This is a genomic window from Sphingobacterium sp. CZ-UAM (assembly GCF_002000245.1).
In the GTDB taxonomy this organism is placed as follows: Bacteria; Bacteroidota; Bacteroidia; order Sphingobacteriales; family Sphingobacteriaceae; genus Sphingobacterium.
This window is the reverse complement of sequence record NZ_MTCM01000001.1, coordinates 1,336,158-1,362,331: the sequence shown is the minus strand read 5'-3', so window position 1 is coordinate 1,362,331 and position 26,174 is coordinate 1,336,158. Positions and strand designations below refer to the sequence as shown.

Sequence of the window (26,174 nt, the reverse complement as noted above, 5' to 3'; positions counted from 1 at the left end):
GATTATTCTTACATTTGCATTATGAATTTTTCTTCTAAACTTCTTGAGAACGCGGTTGCGGAATTTGGTAAATTACCAGGTGTGGGACAAAAGACAGCATTAAGGCTGGTTTTACATTTATTGAAGCAATCTGATTCCGAGGTGGCGCGTTTTACGGCGTCTATTGACCGTTTGAAAGAAGATATTCAATATTGTCAGGAATGCTTTAATATTTCGGATCAGGCGACCTGCGAAATATGTGGATCATTTAAACGCGAAAAGAGTTTAATCTGTGTAGTGGAAGATACGCGTGATGTGATGGCCATCGAAAATACAAATTCCTATCAGGGTGTGTACCATGTACTGGGAGGACTGATTTCGCCAATGGACGGTATAGGACCCGCTGACCTTAAAATTGAAGGATTGCTTAACCGTATTCAACGTGGTGGTGTTGAGGAGGTTATTTTAGCCCTTTCAGCGACGATGGAAGGGGACACAACCATCTTTTATCTGTACCGAAAATTGCGTGAGTTTAATGTCAAGATTACAACAATCGCGCGTGGTATCGCATTTGGCGGTGAACTGGAATACGTGGATGAGCTCACCTTGGGCCGGTCAATCGCTACCAGGGTGCCGTATGAGCGTCATGTTGGGTAGTTGTATGTCAAATAGATCTGTTTGACTCCCTCGTGGACTTTTCGGCCTTCCCGTATTTGTTGCTGTCGAACCTCATCCTTTAAGATCCGGCTGTTTTCTTTTTTGTTTTTAAGAATGTTGAAGTAGGCGATCTTACCGATGTTCGTCTTTTCCAGTCCCAATAGATTACAGGAGTGATTGCCCAGTAGATAATGGTTATAGTACAAATGTACTTCCCGCATTAATTTTCTGCCAAACTTGTTTCTTGGATAAGCTGCATGTATGGGTTCTTCCATGAGGGCCTGGGCTAATGCAATGCTATCCTGATCTCCTTCTTTTTGGGTCATGGTCCAATAATATAGGGCTTTGATGGCTTCTTCCTCAGTGTCTGGAAGCAGATCCAATGGGATACCCAATAGGCTTCCGATATATTTCCAAAGGTGCATGATTCCATTTATTTCTATTTCTAATAAATTGAATTTCATTTGTTTGAGGCCGATTAAGTAAACTAATGAAAAACCTAAGTTGGTCGCCAACATATCCCAGGTATTTAAGGGGGTACCCCATTTGTCAGTTCTCCAGTCGCCATGTTTCAATATATTCAAGCGTGCGAAGGAATGGATGCAGCGCGTCAATAGAATGGCCTCAAAGCCAATCCCCCCTTTTTGTAATGCCTGGTCAGCAGTGATGTCGACCCAGAATGTTACCGTCTCGGTTAAGCGTTTGACTGCGCCTTTTTTAAGCGCTCCGGTAAAAATCAAGGGTTTATTGATCGCGCTGGATTCATAACCACCCATGAGGCAATAATCGCGTAATACAATGAGCCCAGTCAATCCTGAACGCTGACTGAGCGCAATTCCCTGTTGTATCTTTTTCCAATCGAGCCACTGGGGCGCTATAGGCAAGGTGTTCATAAAATCCGAGATCAGTTTATCGTAAACGCTTTCGATGGCTTTGCCCTGGAGATAATCCCGAATCAATTGTTGCCCTTTTGCAAAGCCGATTTTTAGATGTAAATGTTCAACCAATCGGTCGCAGGCCTCATCGTACTGATATAACAATGGAATATATTGATCCGCATCAGCCAGGTTTGGTTTATTGGGTAACTTATCTAACAACTTAGCACCGATACCATTGGTCCAATAATAGGAAAAGGAGCTTGTGTTAATTTTATAGCGCTCGGGGATTTTCATTTTAAATAGGGAATGTCTAACTTGAAATCAATTGATCTATTGTCGATCTTGAATGGCTAATTTCATTGAATTGACCATATGGTATAACTTCCTGTAGTATAGATTTTTTCACATTCTTTTCTAAAGTTAAAGTCTATGTAATCTGCCTGACAGGAGGATATATCGCTACAGCAGAATTGTCGGGAAATTTTGAAATGCAGCCGAAATGAACCCTTTAGTGTAACGGGATCAAAGATAATATTGCTGATACTAAAATCTGTCAGTGTCGGAGCGCCGTCTTTATCATCGAGCTGACCGACAACATGATCATCAATCAGTCGCTGCTGCTCGGTGCTTAATAATTTTAAGAATTGTATTGGATCATTTTGCAAAGATTCAAAGTTGCTGTCTCCTGGTATTGTTAATTGTATGCTGATTTCTGCCATGTCTTAATATACATTAAATGTTCTCCAGTTGGGGATGTACAAGTTATAGATCGCTTCTGACTCTTTCCTATTTTTTTTGGAAAATTTACAAAATGCTGCTAAAACAACCAGATTAATCTGTTCTTTATCAAAATCAATCAATCGGGATGAAAAATAGATTTCATTGCCCTTGATTTTATAATTCCTGGTAGATAGCTTGCCTATACGGATAGCTGAAATGGCGTAGTTGTCCAGCTGTTCTTCCCAATAGCCTATCCTTTTGATCAGTTCATTGTACAACAGTTCATGACTCCAGGCTTTCAGCAACTTGAGTGTATTTACAGCCTTTCGTTGATGAACGCAGATACTGCTTGATTTAAGTTCAATAATTGCTGCTGTTGAGGTTTGAAAAACCTTAACCAGGTAGGGTTTTGCAAATAAATAATAGGGGTCTTCCAAGTAGGAATAGGACTGATCATGTCCGGAAGATGCTGGTGGATTGAGCATGATATATTGCTTGAGGGAGGCAACATCATAAAAAGGTGGTGCATACACCCGAAAGGGGGAACATGTACCTTGGATTTGGATATAATCTTTGTCCCAACTGACTATTTCATAATAATTGTGATCAATTTCAATCTGCATATGAAGGAAGTGGTGTTTTATAAAACAAGTTCAAAGTAACTATATTTTTGTATTAAAAACAGGATTAAGAGAAAATTCATGCCGAGTTCATATTTTATGCCGCAGCCATAATATTTACAAATGTTGTGATAATATCTACAAATCAAAAGGGGCTAAATAGCTTAGCTTTGAAAAAAATGATATTTTCATGAATGAACTCAATCAGCACAACGAACAGTATACGTTAGAAAATGTACGATTGGAAACAGGTTTTCTCTATAGCGAAGGGAAAATTGTTGGAACCGATACGGCACTCTTTACGGTAACAATAGCGGGCGGTAAGATAAAGGAAATTCGGCCGGGTCAGACTACAGTTGGCTCTGGTGGATTTGATGCGAAGGGAAAATTGGCATTACCCGCCTTTCGGGATATGCACATCCATTTGGATAAAACCCTTTATGGTCTACCTTGGAAGGCTGTATTTCCTAAAAATAGAACCGTGAAGGATATGATTGCCCGCGAGCAGGAAATTATTCCGGAACTGCTTAAAACCTCGGTGGAAAGGGCTGAAAAGCTAATCATGTTGCTACAGGGGTATGGGACTAATTTTGCAAGAACACATTTTAATGTCGATCCAACCTCTGGCACCAAATCATTGGCAAATCTATTGCGGGCATTGGAACATGTGAAAGATTCCTTTGATGCAGAATTGGTTGCTTTCCCACAACATGGCTTATATTATACGGACTCTGTCGGGCTGATGAAGGAAATTGCTGCTTGGGATAAGGTTGATTTTATTGGCGGTTTAGATCCCTTTAGTATCGACGGAAGTATCGAAAAACCCATGGACTTGACTATTCAGTTAGCTTTGGATAACAAAAAGGGAATCGATATCCATCTGCATGAGGGGGGTGAATCTGGTGTCAAAACGATCCATTATTTAGTAGACAAAGTACTTGAGAATCCCGCGCTCCAGGGACGGACATTTATCAGTCATGCTTTTGCATTGGGCTATATGTCTCAAAAAGATCTTCAATATACAGCTGAACGCTTGGCTTCCGCCAAGGTCGGTATTGCGAGTTCAGTACCTTTTCGCAATATGCTAATGCCATTGCCTCAACTGCGGAAAGCAGGAGTGGAGGTACTTACCGGAAATGATAATGTGCAGGATCACTGGGGGACGTTTGGCAGTGGAAATATGTTGCAAAAAGCGAATCTTGCTGCACAGCTCTATGGTTATGAGACGGAATTTGATCTGTCCCGTTGCCTACACTATGCGACAAATGGAAAATTACCTTTGGACGATAGTGGTCAACAAGTATGGCCAAAGGTAGGAGATGAAGCAAGTTTCACATTGGTGGATGCCAGCTGTTCAGCTGAAGCTGTTTCACGTATCTCAGCTGTCGATGGCCTATTGCACAAAGGGAATATCGTCAAGTGGAGCAATTCGTCTCCAATTTAATCGGCTTACACGCCCCATTTATTGTTTTATTATATGGCCACTTTTTATCCGTTAGTGATAAAAAGTGGTTTTTTTTGAATTTTCTGTCAGCTTACTTACTCGGTATATTGGTCAGAAAGAACCTTCCATTGATTATCCTGGCTGTGCTGCGGAAAGGACGAAGATTTTTATTGTACAAAGCTTGTCTTGCAATAATCAATTTTATAGTTGCTGTTTTCAAGAACCAGCTGAACCTCATTTTGCGTTTTTATATTGTTACCATAATCTATAAATACGCTGTACTTGTCTGTGCTTAGCTTTTTGATCTCGACGGTATTAATGGCCAGGGCATCATCGTTACCTCGGCCGAATAACCACATTTCCTGCGTGTAGAGCGGGTAAATTTTTCCCCACTTCGCTTTGTATCGCGCTTCCACCACCGGTAATTCTGCGTCTGTTAGATTGGAGGGGCCATAGATTTCATTGGCATCTGCTAAGAATTCCATAAAACGTGCCGTGCAGAGGGCTTCTTCCTTGTCCAGATAATAACAATACTTCCCTGATTTATCATCATCGCAGTGAAAAATTTGCTCCAGCCATACTTTGGCCGGATCAAGATCTGTTGTTGACTTTACCTGATCACTGGCTTTTGCAGTATCAGCGCTACTTTTTGTTGTTAGGCTGTCGCCAGCGGGCTTTACAGCATTATTTTTAGGATTTGAACCCGTGCAACCTGTAGCGACAAAATAGATAGCCAGTAGAACCAATAATGTTTTTGCTCTCATTTAATAAATTCTTGTTATTTATGACTGTGTAAAAATAGCACTTCTTTCAGATAGCTTTCTCATGGAAATCAGTGATATTTATTGTTATTCCATGATCATCTAAACAAATCTCACGTCCCGCTCCTGTTAATATGCGCAATATAATTGCGTAGTTAGGCTTCTAATTTTTAATGCTAACGTTTGTTTTTAACTTTTTGTAGTTTATTATCAGTGTGTTGCATTTATTTTTATTATTTTCTTTGTGTTTTATTTCATTGCGCAAATGGTCTGCACGTTAACAGAGCGATCTTTGTAATGTCAGCAATGATAAACGTTCTTTGATGAAAACTAGCAAAATGCTTTTAAGATATGTACTTCTTTTTAGGAGAAGTATAAAAAGACTCTTATTCTTTGATTTGCATCCTAGTCTCCTGTTTCTGTATAGCAGGATAGTATTGTTCCCGATGGGACTCAATATACTGATAAGAAAAGGAGAATGAGAGAAGGTTGCCACCAGGGTTGAAGGTTCGAATCCTTCCCTCGAAAGAGGTAGCTCAAGGGTAGAGCACGGCAGTTCCGTTGTAGGTCGCAGGTTCGACTCCTGCTCCTGAGCAATCAGGATAGTTCAGCTTGGTTAGAACAACAACTCAATCGTGTGGGTTCGAATCCCACTTCCATTTTCGGATGGAATAGCATAAGGGTATTGCACAGAATTTAGGTTCTGGTTTTGAAAGTTATACCTTCTTTAAAAAGGTGATTTAAATAAAGCTTGCTATAGTCTGTCCGGCAGGGAGGAGAACTTCGTTTTTCTTCATCGCAGTCGGTGGTGAGCCCGTGATCGGGAACATCTCATACAGAGACGATACAGGAAGAGCGTTGTCGTGGATCGCTCAGGCGGTCATTTCGAACGCTTCTACGGTAAAGCTCCGTATGGGCTCTTTTTGATCCCGCTCGGCATCGATGGGCAGCTCATAGCAAGTTTTGTCATTAGAAAATAGTATAAACAATAAATATGATGAAAAGAGTACAAGTAAATGTCAATGAGATTGGATTGGTGGTTAAAAATAACCAAGTTATCCGTGTATTGGAAGCCGGTAAGTACTGGTTGGGTTTTGGTGAGAAACTGGAGACATACAATAGGGCAAATTCGTTTCCGTCTAACCATAACATTGATGTGCTCTTGCAGGTGGAGGGCTTTCGTGAACTGGTGGATATTGTTGAAGTGGCGGATACGGAAATTGCGTTGGTTTTCTTAAGCAATAATTTTGAAAAGACCTTAGCGGCAGGTAGACATGTGTTCTGGAAAGGGTTGCAATCACGCAAATTTCAGCTGGAGGATATTTCGGAGATCGAAATACCAGTTTCTGTCAACCGTCAATTGTTTGAAAAGCAAACGTTGGCTTATTATATCCGTCAATACAAAGTTGAACCAAATGAGAAAGGATTACTTTTTGTTGATGGCGTGTTTACAGAAATTTTGGATTCAGGGACGTATTGCTGGTGGAAGAACGCAAAGACAATTGCGGTGTCAAAGGCAGATATGCGTGTGTTAACTTTGGATGTGGTGGGTCAGGAGATTCTATCGCGGGACAAAGCACAAATACGGATCAATTTCACTTTACAATATCAAATCGTTGATATCGTCAAAGCGCTGTTGGATAATAAGGAATATGAAAAGCAATTGTATGCCGTGATGCAGTTAAATCTCCGGACCTATATCGGTCAAATGACGCTGGATGAACTGATGGACAAGAAGACGGAGATAAGCACTTATATTTTGCAAAATACGATGGAGTATATTGCTGGATTAGGCTTACGTCTATTAACTTGCGGAGTCAAAGATATTATTCTGCCAGGGGATGTCCGTGATATCATGAACCAGGTGTTGATCGCTGAAAAGCGCGCTCAGGCAAATATTATTATGCGCCGTGAAGAAACTGCTTCGACTAGAAGTTTGCTGAATACGGCAAAACTTATGGAGGAGAATGCGATGTTGTTTAAATTGAAGGAAATGGAGTATGTGGAGAAAATTGCCGAAAGGATCAATAACATTTCTATTTCGGGCAATGGGCAGATTGTAGATCAATTAAAGCAGTTGTTTGTAAAGTAGCGACAAAGGGAAGTTAATAAAATTGAGGACAAAAGAGGTGCGGGTAGCAATTGTAAAGATGTGTTGCTACCTGCTTGGGACTGGAAAGATCCCCCTTGTTAAAAAAGATAAAAATGGAAAATAAAAGAATTAATGGCAATGATCTGATTGCATTAGGATATAAAGAGAACCATACATTGGGTGCTGCGTTGAAAATCAACAGCAAGCGACATGGTTTTACGCGAGCAGAAATGTTAGCCAAATTTAAATCTGTGCTGGAAAATCCAACAGCGTATACTGAAGATACTATTTTCAGTGTGTTGGCAGAGTCCATACTAGGACAGGATGTTGTTGATGCCACATTAATTGCTTTGAATGAAGATCCTGTGGAATATACAATTTATGGCGCGTCCGGAATAGAAGCAGGAGCTAAAGAACAGATGAAAGTAGCCATGAAGCTGCCGGTTACGGTTGCTGGCGCTTTGATGCCCGATGCCCATCAAGGATACGGACTGCCGATCGGTGGTGTATTGGCCACCGATAATGCTGTAATTCCTTACGGAGTTGGCGTTGATATTGGTTGCCGAATGGTTTTGTCCATCTTTGATCTGCCAGCATCCTTATTGGATACAGATACGGCGACATTAAAAGAGACTATTCTGAAACATACGCGATTTGGTGCCGGCAATGGCTATCTGAAGCATGAACGTGTGGATCATGCCGTCCTGGACAATAAATTGTTTGCAGAAAATGATCTGCTTAGATCCTTAAAAGATAAGGCATGGACACAGTTAGGTTCTTCCGGTGGAGGGAATCACTTTGTGGAATTTGGGATTGTGGAGTTTGTTGAAAAGGATGCGGAGCTGAACATTGAGAAAGGACTTTACCTGGGTTTGTTGACACATTCGGGATCCCGGGGTCTAGGCGCAACTGTGGCTGCTCACTATACCAAATTGGCGAAGACTTTATGTAAGTTGCCCTATCAAGCTCAAAATCTGGCTTATCTGGACTTAAATACAATGGAAGGACAAGAATATTGGTTGGCAATGAATCTGGCTGGTGATTATGCATCAGCCTGCCATGAAGTTATTCATGACAAGATCAAAGATGCTTTGGGGGCGGAATTGCTAGCGAAAATTGAAAACCATCATAATTTTGCGTGGAAGGAGACCTGGAATGACCGGGAGGTTGTGGTACACCGAAAAGGGGCTACTCCTGCGGCAAAAGGCGTGATGGGAATTATCCCAGGTTCCATGGCTACTCCTGGATTTCTGGTGCGCGGAAAAGGGGAGATGGCTGCTATCCAATCGGCATCTCATGGTGCAGGACGATTGATGAGCCGTACACAAGCAATCAAGACGCTCGCTGCTACTGAGTTGAAAGATATGCTTGCTGATCGGGGGATTACGCTTTTGGGAGCCGGGATGGATGAAGCACCCATGGCCTACAAAGACATCCATACCGTCATGGCCTCGCAAGAGGAGTTGGTGGACGTCGTCGCAAAGTTCTCACCAAAAATTGTCCGTATGGCTGATGATGGTAGCCGCGAGGATTAGTCGTATTTTGAAGCTTCATTAAATCAAATAAAAAAGGATCAAATTCTTAGTGAATTTTGATCCTTTTTCTTGTTTGTTAGTATTTTCAAAGCTGTTGTCCAAATTTAATTTTGGTTTACATTTACAATTTTCAATTTGGAGACAGCCCCTTGAAGCCAATGCTGGCTGCTAGTTATGGGCGACTTCCTTGTAGGTATATACATTATAAGGATAGATCCTTTGGGCAAGTATTTTAGCGATGACACAGACCACCAATAAGGGTGCAAATAGTAGATAACCTGAAGGGACGATGCTGGCAATAATGAAAATTGCAGTAAATGGCGCATGGATGGCAGCAGAAAGCATCGCTGCGGCACCAAATAGCGCAAAATTAATGACAATAAGATGGGTGCCCAGATAGTGATTGCAAAGTTGCGCAAAAAGTACACCTAAAAGTGCGCCTGTGACAATACTGGGGGCGAAGACACCACCATCACCACCAGCCCCTAAGGTAAGTGCTGCTGCAAGCGGTTTTAACAGGACTAATAGCAGTAACGGCAGAAAGTAGAGCCAATTGATAGATCCATGTAAACTGCTTTCCAGGATCTCTCCGAGACCGTGATAGCTGTCGCCATATAGGGCAGGCAAAAAGAAGATCAGGATTCCCACTGTAACGGCTCCCAAATTGACCCGGATAAAATTATTCTTTATTCCGGCAAAGAAAGATTTTGCGTAGATCACAATTTTAGTAAAATACAAGGCTAATAGACCAGCGATTAAGCCTAGTACCACGATAAAAGGGACAGCCTGCCATTGCCATTGCTTCGCTGCAAAGTTGAACAAAGGACTGTTATCCATATAGTGTACGAATAGCGCGGCGACCAACATGGAACTGATGCCACTGATCAATAGTGTTTTGTTGTATTTTCTGGCGATGACTTCAAAGGCAAATAACAAGCCTCCAAGCGCACTGCCGAATAATAGTGTTACACCGGCAATAACGCCCGCGCAGATCAGTTCTGTTTTATAGGCCCAAGCAGGGTGAAGACGCTTATAGGCCTGGTTTCCCACGGTGGCTGTGGCTACTACAGTAGAAACTTCAATCCCGGTTGATCCACCAAAAATAACGGTCAAAAAGCCGTTGATATAATGGGAAGGTATTTTGAAAAAAGGCAAATGATCCTTCCGGGTTTCCAACGTTGTGTAAATTTCCTTGATTCCTTTGTTTTTCCGGTTTTGAAAAGCATATTTTCGTAAAAAATAGATCGCTGTAATACCCACACTTGGTAAGAGGATAAATAGTCTAGGATCCCAGTTTAAAACGCCTTCAGCTATTTTTTCCTGCACATATCCGGTCATATGTTTCAGGCTGTAAGCGAGTAGGCAACAGATCAGGCTTACCAAAACTGAACTTCCGATTAATTTTATGTAGCTGTATCGTACGATTTTCTTACGGTGGGCTGTGGTGTCCTGCATTTTAGTTTAATTAAATCGGCACAAAGGTAAAAGATATTTTGGCTAAAATAAATGCAAGAGAGGTCCGACATACGTTTTGTTACATTCACAGGAAAGTAAATAAAAATTGTCAGGGCTTCAACAGGTTTGAATGTTGTTGCCCTGACGAATAGTGTAACAGAATTTTGGACTATTGAAGCGCAATGAAAATATCGACCTTTGCCTGCTCTGGGTTTTGTGCTTTCTCACCGTATATTTCAAAATCTGCTGAAAATGCTCTTGGAAGATCGGCTTCCCAGATGTTTAACCAGGCATCATAAACGATACCTGCCGCCAGGTTGCCTTCTGCCTCAACATGATGATACCGGCTTTCTTCGATGCGTAGGCCATCCATATCTTCGGGGAGATCATCAAGATGGGCAACCTTACAACCCAATAAGGTTGTGTAGGGTAAGGTGTGATCCCTTTCATATTCTGTGTAAACACAATAGAGCTCATTGGAAACTTTATTCGGAATCCTGCTCATGATATCGTTTTCAAAAAATCTGGCCCATAGTTCAGGAATATCTTTGGCGGCTTGATTGTTCTGATTGCTTGTACGTATAGCAATTCCAATAATATTAAAAGAAGGGATAGATCTATTTTCCATGCGTTTTTATATTTTTCTCAAAAATAGATCTGACAGCTGACAGCAGTTTGTCATTAGTAAATGCTGGATCGAAAAAAAATTGTTTCTTCCCAATGGACTCAAAATCTTATGCAGGCTAGTATCAATGTGCTTTTTTCCATATTTTTTCAGAAAAAGGTAGGTATTCGGGTAATGCTGCTGAGCCGTACCAAGAATAGTATAAAGCTTCCAAAAGGCCATTTTTAATAGCCGGATCTGTCTGAAGTATTTCTTTGGCCTGTTCTATTGTAGCGATATTATTCAGAATAAAAAGACCTCGAAAGCCACTGTCATTTTTTCCAAATGGGCCCGCTACAATCAACTGCCCATTCTTGACCAAACGGCCAATATTTTCCATATGTCCTTTAAAGCTTTCGCTGATCAGTTGTTTATCTGTGGTTTTATTTTGGCCAGTTTTTAGCAGCACGAAAATATAACTTTTCATTCCATAATCGTCAGCGCTCAACTTGGCGGCTAAGTCGCGGTCATAATTAGGGTTGTCACTCAGACTGTCATTTTTTATTTTGTGGACATAAAAAGTATGTGCTTTTCCGGATTTTCCTTCAACTGAAATATGAATACGGTCTCCGACAAGCTGTTTATAACGTATTCGGTTGGGAAAATCGTGGCGCTCGTTGATAAACGAATAAGTGCTATCCTTAAAAGTCAATTCAAAGTCTATTTCTTTTCCGTTATTTTGACCGATTACCAAAGCGGTGTAAATAACTTTGTCACCGAGTTTTTTGATTTTCAGATACTCACTGACGATTTTTTGGTCATTTTTAATGCTGTAAGAAACACCCTTTAATTCCATATCACTAATGCGGTCCCAGTGTTCATAGCGTTCTTTATCGGCTACTTTCCAGGTGCCCTGGAGAAATGCGGGAAAGGGGGCTTGCGCGAATACTGATCGCGAAAACAAGATACAGATGAGGCTAAGCCATAAGATTATAGACTGTTTCATTTTTGATGTAATCTATTTTAAATTAGCTTGTTATTCTTTTTTGGTTAAACGTATAATACCGCCCGAAAGCCACGCGCGGCATAGTAGGAGATAGCACCATTGTGATAGGTGAAAACATGATCATAACGTCGGTCACAGAATAGGGCGCCTCCGAGTTTACGGATATCGGCCGGTGTCTGTATCCAGCTTGATGTTTTCAGGTCAAACTGCCCCAGTGTTTGTAACTGTCGATATTGTTCTTCTGTCAGCAATTCGACTCCCATCTGTTTAGCCATTTCCAAAGCGCTGCCTACAGGTTTATTTTCTTTTCTGGAGTCCAATGCAGCTTGGTCGAAACATAGACTTCTTCTTCCTTTTGGGGTTTCCTCGGCACAGTCAACAAACAAATAAGCAGCATTAACCGGATCCATTCCAATCACATCAGGTTCGCCACCACTCTGTTCCATTTGATGTAGGCTCCAGATCTTGGTCGGGTTTTCTTCCAGTTTATGTTGTATCTGTTCCCATACAAGATCCTGATGTCTGTTCATATTCGTATCAAACCGCTGCTTCAGCACTTTGTATAATGCTGCCTGATCCGTAGCTGAAAGTGATTTTTTCATATTTGGTATAATTTGAATCTAAAATACACAATTAAAATAAATCTGTTTATAGGGATTATTGTAATCCAATTAAATTACTTATTTGGGAATTGAATTAAATTTATATTTTTACGTTCAAATTTTTAATAAAATATGGCTTCAGGAATATTTGCAATATTAGATGATATTGCGGCTTTAATGGATGATGTTGCAGTTGCTAGTAAGATAGCAACCAAAAAAACAGCTGGAATTTTGGGTGATGATTTGGCCGTGAATGCGGAAAAAGCGACCGGGTTCTTGGCATCTCGGGAATTGCCCGTTCTGTGGGCGATTACAAAAGGTTCACTTATCAATAAATTGATTATTGTCCCGATCGCATTGTTATTGAATGTCTTTTTTCCGATCGCCATCAAATATATCTTGATCTTGGGTGGATTTTATCTGGCCTTCGAAGGGGTAGAAAAGATTATTGAGTATTTGTTTCATCGTAAACATCAGGAGGGCGAATCTAAGGTTGAGGAGGTTATTGAGGAGAATGATATGGAGGCTGAAAAGTCAAAGATCAAGGCAGCTATTACGACTGATTTTATTCTTTCTGTAGAAATTGTGATTATTGCATTGGGGACGGTACTTGATAAAAGTCTTAGTTTGCAAATCATTACAGTCTGTGTGGTTGCTTTACTTGCGACAGTTGGTGTATACGGCATTGTGGCATTGATCGTTAGAATGGATGATGCTGGATATAAGTTGATTAAAAGCGGGAAAGAAAAAGGTCCGTTGGCCAGTTTAGGTAGATTACTGGTTCGCGCTCTGCCTTTTATTATCAAATTGTTGGCTGTGGTAGGTACGATTGCCTTGATTTTGGTTTCGGGAGGTATCTTTTCCCATTATATAGATTTCCTACATCATGCCTTGCCTAATTTCCCAGGTATGGTTAAAGAGCTCTTGTTCGGTTTGGGAGGCGGTATTATCGCTGTGTTACTTTTTACGGTAGGTAAGAAAATTTTCGGCAAGAAGAAAGCGGTAAGCGCGAACTAATAGCGTAAATAAATAAACAAAATAGGGCTGGTAATCTTTACCAGCCCTATTTTTTTGAATAGCCCGTTATGACTTAGATTTCTTCGGCTACCGCTTCAGCAGCTGCATCCAATTCAACCTGTTCCCCTTTTGTATTGATTAAAATTACATCATCTGAACCTTCTTTTGTAACGGATGCTATGCCGTCGCTAAATGCTGTAGCACCACTGTAGTTAAACGGAATGGCAATTTTCCCCTGGCCATTCAAATAGCCGTATTTGCTATCTTTACTCGCAAGAAAAAGATTGGGTTCTTCGGTTACTGAAATAAAATCGTAAGCGGGGGCTAATGCTTTGTTTGTTTTAATATCAATGAGACTATATTTGTCATTTTCGACACTAATGAAATGTGTACCGTTATTTTCAGAAATGAAACTATAGCTAGCCGGTACAATGATTTTCCCAGCTTGATTTAAAATACCATATTTTTCATTTTGCTGAAAAACGGCATAACCGCCATTGATAAAGGAGATCATATCGTAATTTGCTGGAATCAGGACGTTTCCTGCCTTGTCAAGTAGGCCATATTTTTCATTAAGGCCGAATAGAAATTGTCCCGAATTATCATCGTAGCTTAAATACTCGTATCGAAAGGGGATAATGGCTTTTCCTGCAAGATTGATTGCGCCATATTTCTCATCTTTAAATTGCACCACACTGATTTCACCTACAAATGGACTAATGTAATGATATTGAGCCGGTACGACGATTTGCTGCGCATTATCTTGCAATCCCATAAGACCAGAGGTGCTATCTTCAAATAGGTATAAATTTTCGGCCATTTGATTGCTTTCCTCACCTTCCTGGTCTTCTTCGTAGATCGATTCCACTTGATCATAGTCTTCGGGAACAATAAAGTCATTATCATTTAACTGACTGTTTGCTACACTTTGTGCTACAATATCCACACCCAGAGGTGTGGTTACCTGAAGCACAGCCCCAGGAATTTTTTTGAAGATATCAAATCCTTCCCAATAGATAACAGGTAGCTTCTCGCTGTACCAGATGGACAAGTTGGTATTACCTTCGATATCTTCGATATTCGGGAGCTCAATCTGTGCCAGTTTGCAAGCATAACCCGCAATGGTTTTAGTTTGACCGGGAACCAATTTTATAGAGAAGGAAGTTGCTTCATCTTCGTGCACGATGTATTTCGATAAAGACGGATAAAGGATGGTTGATTTATCTTCATTCTTTTTCGCAAGAAAAATGGACTCTTGTCCCTCCGTCGAAGAAATGACTTTTATCTTGTCGTTACTGACATAGGCTTCATACAGCGACACAGGGGATTCTTGTTCCGAAGCTTCACTGTTGTTTGCGAATACGATGGCGTAATTAATTTTAAACGCTTTATTGACCTGCCCGAAGGATATTGTACTAGTAGCCAATAAAATTGCGAATGATAAGAATGTTTTTTTCATCTATATAAATTTGCTTTTTAGTGGTGAAGAAGCGATCATGAACCCATATACATAGGAATATTCACTATAATAAGGTCATTATCCTTTCATCTACCTAAAATTGATAAGCAAATATGATGATTTAGAGCAGGCTCTTTTATCCCTGAAATCCGTTATTTCGTAATTTATCGCTAGAGATTTCTTCTGGAATGCTCTCCATCAATCGATCAGCAATTGATATTTGCTTAGCAAGCCGGGCAGTTGTTCTGATTCAAATTTGCTCTTTTTCATACGATTGTTTTCTGGATCCAGCTGGATATTAACTGAGGTACGAAAATCACAGCCTTCCAGATTGCATTGTTCAAATCGGGCACGGAGAAAGTCGCAATCTTTAAAGATCACCTGTTGAAGGTTTGCTTTTTCAAAATCGACATGCTGTAGTGAACACTGGTCAAATTTGAATTTTTTCATATTCCGTTCGAAAAAAGAAGCATAGTCGAGCGTGCTATTTTTCACTTCGATATGGAAAGCGAATGAGCTACATTCGTTGAACTGTATGCCCAACATCTTACAGTCCTGAAAAACGATATGATCCAATTGGGTTCCCTGGAGCTTAATGTTGGATAAATTACAGGATTTAAATTGACAATCTGTAAAGATCATGTCTACCAATGCGGCATTTTGGAAATCGCAATATTCAAATGTGCATTTATAAAATTCTTTAATTTGCTGCAATTCACTATTGAAGCTTACTTTAGAAATCGTCTGTTTTACCAGTTCATCCATGATTTATCCTTCTATTTAAATATTGTGATCGATAGCCTGCGAAAATACATTTTTAGGCTCGATAATGGAAGCATAGCTGACATAATTGCTTATTTTGCCGAAAAAAAATACCTGACTTCAGGGAGTAAAAACGATTGTTATGGGATGTAACTTTGGAGCAGTTGCCGAACAATATTGCATGTTGGCCGGAAATATTTTCCATTGAAACTCTGGTAGGTTTTATATAGGTTGTGGAAAGGGGCATAGTTTTTATCTTGCCCCTTTTTATCTGTAAAATGTGCTGTTAGTCAGTTGGATTTATTATTAATTGTTCTTCAAATATTGTCTTAGCACATATTGTAATATACCATCATTCTTGAAATATTCAATTTCGATGGCAGAATCTAATCTTGCTTTGACCTGAAATGTTGTCGTGTTTCCGTTATCATGTACAGCTTTTACGTCTAGCAGTTTATGTGGTATTAGTTCTTTTGCTAAGCCGGTGATGGAATAGACTTCAGTGCCATCAAGTCCAAGTGTTTCTGCATTTTCTCCATTGATAAAGACTAATGGAGCGACACCCATACCGACAAGATTACTTCGATGTATACGTTCAAAACTTTCGGCAATTACGGCCCGTACACCAAGGAGAAAAGTCCCTTTGGCTGCCCAGTCACGCGACGAGCCCGATCCATATTCTTTTCCCGCTAAGACAATCAAAGGTGTATCTGTTTTGCGATACTCCATTGCCGTATCGTATACTGTTTTTACCTCATTCGTTGGGAAATATCTGCTATAGCCACCTTCCCGGTCTGTAATTTTATTTTTAATCCGCACATTGGCGAAGGTGCCACGCATCATGACTTCATGATTGCCTCGTCTGGAGCCATAGGAGTTGAAGTCTTCTTTGTTGACCTGGTGCAACTTGAGGTATTTTCCGGCGGCAGTATCTTCTTTAAAAGATCCGGCGGGAGAAATATGGTCCGTTGTGACTGAGTCGCCCAAATAAAGTAAGACTCTCGCATGCTGGATGTCCTGAATAGGTGCCGGAACTGCCTGCAAGTTTTCAAAAAATGGAGATTCTTTGATGTATGTCGATGTGTCATCCCATTGATAATTCTGATCAAGATTGACTTCCAGATCCTGCCAATCCGTAGAACCGTCAAAGATGACGTCGTAGACCTCTTGGAAATCTGATTGTTTGACGCACTCGTTGACTGTTTTCATAATTTCTTCACGACTTGGCCAGATATCTTTCAAATAAACGGGTTGTCCATTCGGGTCATAATCCAGCGGGTCTTCCATCAAATTGATATCCACGCGGCCAACAAGGGCATAGGCAACAACCAGCATCGGAGACATTAGGAAATTCATTTTTACCTGTGGGTGGACCCTTGCTTCAAAGTTTCTATTCCCTGACAATACTGAGGCAACGATCAATTCCCCTTTCTCCACTGCTTCTGCAATTTGTGGTGGGAGTGGACCTGAATTACCGATACAGGAAGTACATCCGTAGCCTACAGTGTGGAATCTGAGTGCGTCAAGATCTGCATTGAGCCCCGATCGTTCCAGGTACTGTGTGACTACTTTCGATCCTGGTGCCAAGGAGGTCTTTACCCAGGATTTTGTCCGTAACCCACGCTCAATAGCATTTCTGGCCAATAGCCCAGCGCCGATCATGACTGTTGGATTAGAGGTATTCGTACAGCTTGTAATCGCAGCAATAGCGATACTACCGTCACTAACAATATATTCCTTGTGATTGTGTTTGATGCGTACAGCATGTATGGACTCCGAAATGACTTGATGTGGTGAATCATGTTCAACAGGTACTTTCCCAAAAGTAAATTCGGTACCCGATCCGCCATCTGCCAACCAGGCTGATTCGGAACGTTGTGGCATCGGTACGTATTGTCTATGGTGTTCGCTATCAAGAAGCTGTGAAAACTTATTGTTTAAATCCTTGACCAAAATTTTGTCCTGTGGACGTTTGGGGCCTGAAACTGTGGGTTCGAGCGTACTTAGATCGAATTCGACAACGGCAGAGTATAAGATCTGTTCTTTTCCTGTGCGCCAAAGCAGATTTTGTTTGCAGTACTCTTCCACAATCTTGATTTCCTGCTCGGTTCTATTGGTGCTATGCATATATTCCAATGTGCGGTCATCTATCGGAAAATAGGTGACCGTACAGCCAAATTCGGGTGACATGTTGGAGATGGTGGCCCGGTCTGTTACAGAAAGGGTATCTAATCCTTCCCCAAAGACTTCGACAAATTTTCCGACAACACCTTTATCCCGTAGAATTTTGGTGATGGAAAGAACCATATCCGTAGCTGTACAGATATCGGGAATACTACCCGTCAGCTTAAGTCCGATAACCTCCGGACAGGTGAAGAAAATGGGTTGTCCCAACATTGCTGCTTCGGCTTCGATACCGCCAACACCCCAACCCAGGACACCGATACCATTAACCATGGGCGTATGGGAGTCTGTACCGACTAAGGTATCCGGAAATAACCAATTATCACGGGAAATAACACCTTTGGCGAGATATTCTAGATTTACCTGATGGCAAATTCCCATCCCCGGAGGAACAACAGTGAAATTTTTTAAGCCTTTTTGGGCCCATTTCAGAAGCTCATACCGCTCACGGTTGCGTTCATATTCCAATGTTACATTTTTGTCGTAGGAATACTCGGTGCCGAAATAATCAACCTGTACGGAATGGTCAATAACCAGGTCTACTGGAATCGCTGGATTAATTTTTTGACCATCCTTGCCATGCCGAACAAATTCTGCCCGTAAAGAGGCCATATCTACCACCGCAGGGACACCGGTAAAGTCCTGCATGAGAATGCGCGCTGGCTTGAATGGGATATCTTTATCGACAGGCTGAGGTGTCCAGTTGATTAATGTGCTGACATGCTCATCCGTGATACTAAATCCATCATAATTACGTAGCACATTCTCCAGGAGAATCCGAATACTGAAGGGCAGGTGCCCGATCTCACCCTCAGGCAGATTTCTTAGCGAACTATACTGATAAACTTTTCCATTGATCTCGATTTCCTGGATTGATTTTTCCTTGCTCATATTGATTTACTTATTATATAGTATATAATAATCATATCTGCCAATTTGTTTGTAATAACTTTTAGACAGATCACGGCAATCGATCGGTCGTTTCACCAAAAAAAATGGGATTGTGAATAAATCGCCATTTGGTTTTGTTGGGTTTAGATCCCAGTTGGACAACTTATTATGTCTTTATTTTACAGCTGTTTGCTTTTGTTAAAAGACAGTTTAAAATGAGCTTGATGTATTTAAATCTTCAAGTTTAGCCTTTTGTTGGCATGGAGTTTTAGTTAAAATGCTAGGATAAATTAAATTTTATTGTAGTTTGGCCTGATGAACACAATCAGTTTATACAATAAACGTTGATTGTGTGTCCTTCATGAAAGAAACAATATGCAAAGAAAAAATAGAATTGGATCTGTTACGATCAGCATCTTATTGTTGTTGGCATCTGCCTACACATCTTGTTATGCGTATGGAAATGATCCGACAACACATCCTAGCTTGCGCCTTAAGTATGAGGAAGTCAGTTTCAAAGATAGTAGGGGCAGGGTGATTTCGTTAAACCAGCTCAAGGGTAAAGTTGTTTTGATCAATTTTTGGGCGACGTGGTGTCCACCTTGTTTAGCAGAAATGCCCTCTCTGGATAAACTATATAAAGATTTTCAAGGGAATAGCCGAATAATATTTCTGTCAGTGGACGTTGACGGTAACCTGAAGTCTTCGGAGAAGTTTTTAAAGAAAAGAAAATATAGTCTTCCGGTCTATCAATTAAACTCTGCATTACCAAAAGATCTTCGTACGACCAGTATTCCCACAACCATCATTATAGATAAATCGGGCAAATTGGTAAATAAGCACGTGGGTGGGATGAATTTTGGCTCGACGAAGTTTCAAAAGGCCCTGCGACAATTAACCGAAGAATGATCTGAACGGGAAAAAAGCTATGATTTGGTGCAAACTTAAATTTGCGGTTTCATTTAGTATTCTGCCATTTTCTTGTTAATTTTGCATGCTAATTGTATAAGGAGAAATTTATATATGCCAGTCAAACTTCCTAATAACCTTCCTGCGATCGAGCTTTTAAAAAAGGAGAATATCTTTGTCATGAGTGATCTAAGGGCAAATGAGCAGGATATTCGACCATTACGTGTGTTGGTCCTCAATCTGATGCCGCTTAAGATCACAACAGAGACCGATTTTATCCGCTTACTTTCCAATAATCCTTTGCAAGTTGAGATGGAGTTCCTTCGATTGGAAACTCACGTTTCAAAAAACACACCCGAGGAACACTTAGAGATGTTTTATAAAAGCCTAAGTGAAGTGAAGGAAAACTTTTATGATGGTATGATCATCACAGGAGCTCCGGTTGAAATGGTCAGATTTGAAGAGGTAACCTATTGGAATGAAATTCAGACGATATTTGACTGGGCAAGAACGCATGTAACTTCAAGTTTGTATATCTGCTGGGCGTCACAAGCCGCATTATATCATTTTTATGATGTGGAGAAAAAACCGTTGGATGAGAAGCTTTTTGGTGTATTCAAACATACGGCTCTCGACAAAAGACATCCGTTGTTTCGTGGATTTGACGATGAGTTTTTTATTCCCCATAGCCGGCATACAACCATTGAGAAAGACGATCTACTTGCCAAAAATGAGGTAGAAATTCTTTCGGAGTCTCCTGAAGCGGGTATTGCCATCGCATCCTCCCGTGGTGGTCGTGAATTTTACCTGACTGGTCATTCTGAGTACGCACCATTTACTTTGGATGAAGAATATAAAAGGGATTTGGAGAAAGGTCAGACTATTCGTATGCCAGCGAACTACTATAGAGATGATAATCCGGAAAATCAACCTTTGGTGCGTTGGACGAGCCATGCTAACTTGTTATTTAATAATTGGCTCAACTATTTTGTGTACCAGGAAACGCCTTTTGATTTAAAAGATGTCGTTCATCTGGGTGAGATCAGACAAAAAGACTGAATACAAATTTTATCTTAAGCAAACAAAATAGGCTGGCGGAGCATTCTATCTATATAAAGTAGATCATATGAAAAGAATGTTTTTACTGTTTTGTTTGCTATTTTCCATTATTAAACTTCATGCAGAGGTGCCGATTGAAGAAAATCAAAAGCTCAAGGAGGCAAACGGCACGTTGTGGTATGCCAACCCCTGGATTTGGCTGGGTGGAGTGGCACTTTTCCTAGTGATTTTCCTTCTTTTGCTCCGTAAATCAACACAAAACAAAACACAGACATAGGTTAATATATATTACTTCAATTGTCTGCAAAACTATGTTTTGTATTAGGAACAATAGCAAAACTTTTCTTAAGTTTGTTTAGATACATAACAAACTAAAATTTATATGAAGAGAAATATACTTTTGGCTGCTTTGTTGGCATGTGGTTCTTTGGCCGGCCATGCGCAAAATAATGCAATCAATGTAAATTACATGGATAAAAGTGTTCGTCCACAGGATGATTTCTACAATTTTGTGAATGGTCAATGGATGAAAACGGTTAAAATTCCGTCTGATAAGGCACGTTGGGGTTCTTTTGATGAGCTGCGTGAAAATACAGACATCGCTACATTGAAAGTGTTGCAGGAATCATTATCGGGACAATTTACAAAAGGAACTGATAACCAAAAAATAGGGGATCTTTACCGTTCTTTTGTAGATATGAAGACGCGTGATAAATTGGGATTAGAACCTGTTCAGCCCTATTTGACAAAAATTACTGCGATCAAGAATTTTGACGATCTTTATAAATACCTGGTCGAGGTGGCACCTATCGGAGGAAACCCTTTCTTTGGTGGATATGTATATGCGCATCTCAAAAATTCTAATGTCAACACGGTTTATTTGGGCGGTGGGAGTCTAGGCTTAGGCCGTTCTTATTATCAGGTTAAGGATCAAAAAAATGAACAGACATTAAAGGATTATTCGGAATATATTTCCGCGCTTTATGTCAAATCCGGGCAACGTACAAGAGATCTTAAAGGTCCTAAAATTGTTTCATTTGAAAAAGAATTGGCTGCTAATCTAAAAACTGTAGAACAGTCGCGTGACGCGAATGGCCGCTATAATCCGGTGGCGGTTGCTGATTTGAAAAAGATGGTAAAAAACGTCGACATTGCTAAATATCTAAGCGATGTAGGATTCAAAGCGGATACTGTTATTGTACCCGAACTAAAATACTATGAAAATTTAGATAAGATCTTCAATCCGGCGAACCTTCCGATTATTAAAGATATCTTGACATTTCATTTATTAAATACCGCTGCATCGTATACAACTCAGGAATTAAATGACCTTTCGTTTGATTTCTGGGGCCGTAAGTTAAAAGGGCAGAAGGAACAACGCGCATTGGACAAAAGAGGAGTAGAATTTGTTAATTCTATCGCTGGAGAACTTTTGGGCAAACTATATGTAAAAGAGAATTTTCCGCCAAAAGCCAAAGCCGATGCGGAGGAGTTAGTAAGTTACCTTGTAAAGGCATTTGGACAGCACATCAATGGTCTAACATGGATGTCTGCAGATACAAAAGTGAAGGCGCTGGAAAAGTTGTCGAAGTTTAAAGTGAAAATTGGTTATCCGGACAAATGGAAGGATTATAGCAAACTTGATATTGGAACATCACTTTACGCGAATGTTTTATCATCCAGCAGATGGGCCTTTTATGAGAACCTTGCAAAACAGGGTAAGCCAGTTGATAAATCTGAATGGGGAATGACACCACAGACCGTCAATGCTTATTATAGTCCACTGTTTAACGAAATTGTATTTCCAGCAGCAATTCTACAGCCGCCATTCTATGATTATAAAGCAGATGCGGCCGTGAATTTTGGTGGCATCGGCGCAGTCATAGGACATGAGTTATCTCATGGTTTTGATGATCAGGGTGCAAAGTATGATGGTAATGGAAATTTGAACAACTGGTGGACTGATGGTGATAAGGCTAAATTTGAAGCTGCAGCGGACGCGTTGGTCAAACAATTTGAGGCTTATGAACCAGTTCCTGGAGTTTTTGTAAATGGTCGTTTCACTTTAGGTGAGAATATTGGTGATTTGGGTGGTTCTTCTGTCGCTTTCGATGCACTACAACTGTATTTAAAAGACAAAGGAAATCCTGGATTAATCGATGGTTTTACACAGAATCAGCGTTTCTTCCTTTCCTGGGCTACCATTTGGAGAACCAAGACAACAGATGAATTTGTTGTGAATCAGGTGAAAACAGATCCACATTCTCCGGCGCAATATCGTGCTTTCGCGCCAATCATCAATTTGGATGCATTCCATGCTGCTTGGGAAACGAAAGATGGTGATAAAATGTTTATCCCTACGGATAAACGTATTAAAATCTGGTAGGGAAATCCACCGATCTTATTTAAAAGATAAAAGGGACATTTCATTTGAAATATCCCTTTTATTTTTTATCTCATCCATTTCAGCACAAGGTAAAAACCGAGTCCTGTAAGGGAGAGGGTCAGTGCTGTGGCCCACCACAATGTTGTAAAGCCAAAGGAGTCGACAATAGAAGTTCCAAGCAGCGGTGAAAAGATATTTGCTGCAGAGAAAGCGAGTGAGTTGAATCCCATGTATGCTCCCTGAGTTTTGGGCGTAGAACGATTGACCGATACGGTTGCCATAAAGGGAAGTGTCAGCATTTCGCCAAGACCGAAGATGAAAAATGTGAAATATAGCCAGCCAAGTCCACCCAAGTAATTTAACATGGCGTAAGAAAGTGCGCATAAAATGGTGCCAAACACCAATGTGCTGATCAGCGAAAACCTCTTTTCGGCAACATGGACGACAAACATCTCCAATAGAACGATCACAAAACCACTCCAACCTAGTAGAAATCCGATCTGATGATCGTCCAAGTGGTGTACTTCGCGATAAAATATAGGTAAGGTCGTAATGAGCTGGAAAAAGCAGAACGAGAAAATGCAGCAGAATATATTAAATAATATAAAGGGAACGTCGGTGTATGGATTACGACTTTGTTTTACGGTTAGATTGCCGTCTACCAATGCTTCTTTTTTTGCTTTTACATCTGTTCTTTTTTGCCTCTTATTAAAGAAGATAAAGAAAATCACAGCGGCACACATCACTGCAAAGGAATTTCCATAGAATATCCAGTTAAACGAGATCGTCGCCAGAAAACCTGCGACAGCGGGACCGATTGAAAAACCCAGATTAATCGCTAAACGATTGAGTGAAAAGGCTCGGGTAATGTTCTCCGGTTTAGCGTAACTGGCAACAGAAACAGAATTCGCAGGTCTAAATGCATCAAAAATTAGACTTAGTGTAAAGATCATGACAGACAGGGATTGAACCTCTTTAAATAAAGGGATCAATAGAAATAGCGGCGAAGCCAATACTAAACTACCGAATTGCACCTTAAAGCTACCAATCCGATCTGTCAACCATCCACCGATGTAGGAGCCGCAAACGGAGCCTATACCATAGCTCATTAGTACGATCCCAACTTGTTTAATATCAAAATGAAGGACCTGTGTCATATAGAGTCCAAGGAAGGGGATGACCATACTTCCCATTCTGTTGATCAACATAACAACTGCCAAGAGCCATGCGGCCTGTGAAAGGCCTTTGAAGGAATCCAAGTATATGGATATGATTTTTTTCATGCAAATAATTTGCTTTTTAAAAGCTTGTCATTTATTATGAGCGTTTCCATCTTTCCGGTATGGGCTGGTTTCGGCTCACAAAAACTTCAACGGATTCTGTCAAAAAAATGCCAAATTGATTTGGTCAATTTGGCATCTATTATAAATGGATAATATTATGCCAGTTGCGATTCTGCTATTGACGGGTTTACCTGATAGGTGCTTGCAATCATCTGCTTTTTGCCTGATCCCGGTTCCATAATAAAATCAATGCGACCAAGATTGATGCCTGCAAAACCAACTTGGTTGACCACGGTCTGTGTTCCTTTTAAATTTGTGACCAAGGTCGGTTCATTTAAAAAAGTATGGGTGTGTCCGCCAATGATCAGATCGATATCTGATGTTTTGGCTGCCAGAACCAGATCTGAAACTTTATCATTCTCATATTGATAACCGAGGTGTGAAAGACAGATAACAAGGTCGCACTTATGTTTTTCTTTCAGGATTTTAACGATTTTGTTGGATATTTCAATCGGATCCAGGTATTTCATCCCTTTGTAATTATTGGGATCTACCAAACCTTCGATATCAACCCCCAGCCCAAACACACCCACCTTGATACCGCCTTTATGAAATATCGCATAGTCCTGGGTCTTTCCTTCAAGTACGGTACCTTTAAAATCATAGTTGGCAGTCAGAAATGGAAATTTGGCGTGATCTAGATATTTCACGAGTCCATCCAGGCCATTATCGAATTCATGGTTGCCAAATGTCCCTGCGTCGTACCGCAATTTGGTCATCAGATCGAGCTCTAATTTGCCGCCAAAGAGGTTGAAATAGGGCGTTCCCTGAAACATATCACCTGCATCCAATAATAGTAGATTATTTTCCTCGCTACGGATCTTATTGATCAGTGTGCTACGGCGAGCTACACCACCCAGTCCCTGATACTTACCACCATCCATTGGAAATGGCTCAATGCGACTATGCACATCATTGGTATGTAAAATGGTCAATTTGATCTTTTTACTTTTTGCCGCTGCCTGAAAAGGTAAGGAACCCAGTGCAAGTGCTGCAGAAAATCCACCGGCCTGCTTGATAAAGGTTCTCCGATTAATTGATTTTAATTCTTCCATCTAATTCCGCATTTACTTGTTTACCTGCTTTTGTTAATTCACTTACATATTCTATGAGACCTTCACGCATCCGTTGGGGATAGTTGGTTCTGGCGATCGACTGTGTCAATAGGGGGAGGTTATCACCTCCATTGGCCAGATAATCATAGGTGACGAGTTTGTACGTTTTATTGTCATCTATTGGCTGTCCTTTGATTTTGATATCCTGTACCTTATTACCTGTTATCGTTAAGGTCATGCCCGCAATAGGCTGGCCATGGGTTGTCGCGATATAGTCAGCAAGCTGGCGTATTTGGCTGCCTTTTAGTTCAATAATCGTCAATGTATTTTCAAAGGGCATGACTTCAAAGATAAGTCCTACCGTGATATTTCCGGCTTTCAGATCATTGCGAATTCCGCCTTTTGTTGCAAAGGCAAGGTCGGCTGGATTGTGGGCATAATGGTCACTCATCCATAACAATGCTTCACAAAAGAAATTACCCATTAGTGTTTCAGGGGTCTTCTCTTTCGTCAGCGCCTTATCGGCATGTCCGATAACGCGGTTCATTTCAGTTTCCATTTTTTGCTTGAATGGTTCATAGATGGAAACGACAGTAGGATCTGCTTGTACGTCCTTGTTGATATGGTATTGTTTGAAGTCCTTTTGTGTAGGGTGGAGTTGCTTTGAACAACCCGTAACCATCAAAAGCGCAGCTACTCCAAAACTACCCATAAAGGCAATTTGCTTTGATATATTCATTCTAGTTAGTTTAGCCA

Annotated in this window: 23 protein-coding genes and 1 tRNA gene; 10 read left to right on the top strand and 14 right to left on the bottom strand. The window is 40.6% G+C overall.

Features of this window, described 5'->3' with window-relative positions; translation table 11 throughout:
* The first annotated feature begins 21 nt into the window (after window positions 1–21).
* On the top strand, window positions 22–636 hold the full coding sequence (gene recR / locus BWD42_RS05910) for a recombination mediator RecR (RefSeq protein WP_077434060.1): 615 nt from the start codon (window positions 22–24) through the stop codon (window positions 634–636).
* On the opposite strand, the gene BWD42_RS05905 is transcribed toward recR, so the two are convergent.
* The 3 genes from BWD42_RS05905 to BWD42_RS05895 all read right to left on the bottom strand — a co-directional run bounded on the left by BWD42_RS05905 (window position 624) and on the right by BWD42_RS05895 (window position 2,857).
* The gene (locus BWD42_RS05905; protein WP_077434058.1) at window positions 624–1,808 is read right to left on the bottom strand and encodes an oxygenase MpaB family protein; all 1,185 of its coding nucleotides are present in this window, start codon (window positions 1,806–1,808) and stop codon (window positions 624–626) included. The two genes, recR and BWD42_RS05905, sit on opposite strands and share 13 nt — an antisense overlap.
* 62 nt (window positions 1,809–1,870) lie before the next feature.
* The gene (locus tag BWD42_RS05900) at window positions 1,871–2,233 is read right to left on the bottom strand and encodes a hypothetical protein (protein WP_077434056.1); all 363 of its coding nucleotides are present in this window, start codon (window positions 2,231–2,233) and stop codon (window positions 1,871–1,873) included.
* Between the two features lie 3 nt (window positions 2,234–2,236).
* Window positions 2,237–2,857, bottom strand: coding sequence for a DUF45 domain-containing protein (locus BWD42_RS05895; RefSeq protein WP_077434054.1), 621 nt, complete (start codon window positions 2,855–2,857; stop codon window positions 2,237–2,239).
* Window positions 2,858–3,044: 187 nt separating this feature from the next.
* Between BWD42_RS05895 and BWD42_RS05890 the strand changes: the two genes are divergently transcribed.
* Entirely contained in the window at window positions 3,045–4,298 is a 1,254-nt protein-coding gene (locus BWD42_RS05890; RefSeq protein ID WP_077434052.1) for an amidohydrolase, read from the top strand.
* Between the two features lie 167 nt (window positions 4,299–4,465).
* Here BWD42_RS05890 and BWD42_RS05885 read toward each other — a convergent pair whose 3' ends face one another.
* Window positions 4,466–5,062, bottom strand: a complete 597-nt coding sequence (locus tag BWD42_RS05885) for a hypothetical protein (RefSeq protein ID WP_139351031.1) — start codon at window positions 5,060–5,062, stop codon at window positions 4,466–4,468.
* A gap of 527 nt (window positions 5,063–5,589) precedes the next feature.
* On the opposite strand from BWD42_RS05885, the gene BWD42_RS24655 reads away from it, so the two are divergent.
* From BWD42_RS24655 to BWD42_RS05875, 3 genes are all read left to right on the top strand, one after another.
* Window positions 5,590–5,652, top strand: a tRNA-Thr gene (locus tag BWD42_RS24655).
* Window positions 5,653–6,053: 401 nt separating this feature from the next.
* Window positions 6,054–7,151, top strand: coding sequence for a slipin family protein (locus BWD42_RS05880; RefSeq protein WP_254846185.1), 1,098 nt, complete (start codon window positions 6,054–6,056; stop codon window positions 7,149–7,151).
* A gap of 113 nt (window positions 7,152–7,264) precedes the next feature.
* The gene (locus tag BWD42_RS05875) at window positions 7,265–8,686 is read left to right on the top strand and encodes an RtcB family protein (RefSeq protein WP_077435789.1); all 1,422 of its coding nucleotides are present in this window, start codon (window positions 7,265–7,267) and stop codon (window positions 8,684–8,686) included.
* Between the two features lie 168 nt (window positions 8,687–8,854).
* On the opposite strand, the gene BWD42_RS05870 is transcribed toward BWD42_RS05875, so the two are convergent.
* From BWD42_RS05870 to BWD42_RS05855, 4 genes are all read right to left on the bottom strand, one after another.
* Complete coding sequence (locus BWD42_RS05870) at window positions 8,855–10,141, bottom strand: chloride channel protein (protein WP_077434048.1); 1,287 nt, start codon at window positions 10,139–10,141, stop codon at window positions 8,855–8,857.
* Window positions 10,142–10,310: 169 nt separating this feature from the next.
* Window positions 10,311–10,769 (bottom strand): GyrI-like domain-containing protein, encoded by a 459-nt coding sequence (locus tag BWD42_RS05865; RefSeq protein WP_077434046.1) that lies wholly within the window; start codon window positions 10,767–10,769, stop codon window positions 10,311–10,313.
* Between the two features lie 121 nt (window positions 10,770–10,890).
* Window positions 10,891–11,751 (bottom strand): DUF6265 family protein, encoded by an 861-nt coding sequence (locus tag BWD42_RS05860; protein ID WP_077434044.1) that lies wholly within the window; start codon window positions 11,749–11,751, stop codon window positions 10,891–10,893.
* Window positions 11,752–11,795: 44 nt separating this feature from the next.
* Window positions 11,796–12,353, bottom strand: a complete 558-nt coding sequence (locus BWD42_RS05855) for a DUF4256 domain-containing protein (protein ID WP_077434042.1) — start codon at window positions 12,351–12,353, stop codon at window positions 11,796–11,798.
* A gap of 132 nt (window positions 12,354–12,485) precedes the next feature.
* Here BWD42_RS05855 and BWD42_RS05850 point away from each other — a divergent pair, with 132 nt between their 5' ends.
* Complete coding sequence (locus BWD42_RS05850; RefSeq protein WP_077434040.1) at window positions 12,486–13,370, top strand: DUF808 domain-containing protein; 885 nt, start codon at window positions 12,486–12,488, stop codon at window positions 13,368–13,370.
* A gap of 73 nt (window positions 13,371–13,443) precedes the next feature.
* Here the strand turns inward: BWD42_RS05850 and BWD42_RS05845 are convergent, their stop codons facing one another.
* The 3 genes from BWD42_RS05845 to acnA form a co-directional block, all read right to left on the bottom strand.
* Window positions 13,444–14,829 carry a WG repeat-containing protein gene (locus BWD42_RS05845; RefSeq protein WP_077434038.1) on the bottom strand — a complete coding sequence of 462 codons (1,386 nt, stop codon included), beginning with the start codon at window positions 14,827–14,829 and terminating at the stop codon, window positions 13,444–13,446.
* Between the two features lie 198 nt (window positions 14,830–15,027).
* Window positions 15,028–15,594, bottom strand: coding sequence for a pentapeptide repeat-containing protein (locus BWD42_RS05840; RefSeq protein WP_077434036.1), 567 nt, complete (start codon window positions 15,592–15,594; stop codon window positions 15,028–15,030).
* A gap of 303 nt (window positions 15,595–15,897) precedes the next feature.
* The gene (gene acnA / locus BWD42_RS05835) at window positions 15,898–18,666 is read right to left on the bottom strand and encodes an aconitate hydratase AcnA (protein ID WP_175991967.1); all 2,769 of its coding nucleotides are present in this window, start codon (window positions 18,664–18,666) and stop codon (window positions 15,898–15,900) included.
* A gap of 375 nt (window positions 18,667–19,041) precedes the next feature.
* Here acnA and BWD42_RS05830 point away from each other — a divergent pair, with 375 nt between their 5' ends.
* The 4 genes from BWD42_RS05830 (at window position 19,042) to BWD42_RS05815 (ending at window position 23,020) form a co-directional block, all read left to right on the top strand.
* A complete protein-coding gene (locus BWD42_RS05830) occupies window positions 19,042–19,575 on the top strand; it encodes a TlpA family protein disulfide reductase (protein WP_077434032.1) in 534 nt (177 codons plus the stop codon).
* 114 nt (window positions 19,576–19,689) lie between these two features.
* Window positions 19,690–20,634 carry a homoserine O-succinyltransferase gene (gene metA / locus BWD42_RS05825; RefSeq protein ID WP_077434030.1) on the top strand — a complete coding sequence of 315 codons (945 nt, stop codon included), beginning with the start codon at window positions 19,690–19,692 and terminating at the stop codon, window positions 20,632–20,634.
* Between the two features lie 67 nt (window positions 20,635–20,701).
* Window positions 20,702–20,911 carry a hypothetical protein gene (locus BWD42_RS05820; protein WP_139351030.1) on the top strand — a complete coding sequence of 70 codons (210 nt, stop codon included), beginning with the start codon at window positions 20,702–20,704 and terminating at the stop codon, window positions 20,909–20,911.
* Between the two features lie 105 nt (window positions 20,912–21,016).
* On the top strand, window positions 21,017–23,020 hold the full coding sequence (locus tag BWD42_RS05815) for a M13 family metallopeptidase (protein ID WP_077434026.1): 2,004 nt from the start codon (window positions 21,017–21,019) through the stop codon (window positions 23,018–23,020).
* Between the two features lie 65 nt (window positions 23,021–23,085).
* Here BWD42_RS05815 and BWD42_RS05810 read toward each other — a convergent pair whose 3' ends face one another.
* From BWD42_RS05810 to BWD42_RS05800, 3 genes are all read right to left on the bottom strand, one after another.
* Window positions 23,086–24,303, bottom strand: coding sequence for an MFS transporter (locus BWD42_RS05810; protein WP_077434024.1), 1,218 nt, complete (start codon window positions 24,301–24,303; stop codon window positions 23,086–23,088).
* 155 nt (window positions 24,304–24,458) lie between these two features.
* Window positions 24,459–25,418 (bottom strand): bifunctional metallophosphatase/5'-nucleotidase, encoded by a 960-nt coding sequence (locus BWD42_RS05805; protein ID WP_077434022.1) that lies wholly within the window; start codon window positions 25,416–25,418, stop codon window positions 24,459–24,461.
* Window positions 25,396–26,157: a 5'-nucleotidase C-terminal domain-containing protein gene (locus BWD42_RS05800; RefSeq protein ID WP_254846184.1), complete on the bottom strand. Its 762-nt coding sequence runs from the start codon at window positions 26,155–26,157 to the stop codon at window positions 25,396–25,398. Before BWD42_RS05800 ends, BWD42_RS05805 begins: the two co-directional genes overlap by 23 nt.
* Between the last annotated feature and the right edge of the window lie 17 nt (window positions 26,158–26,174).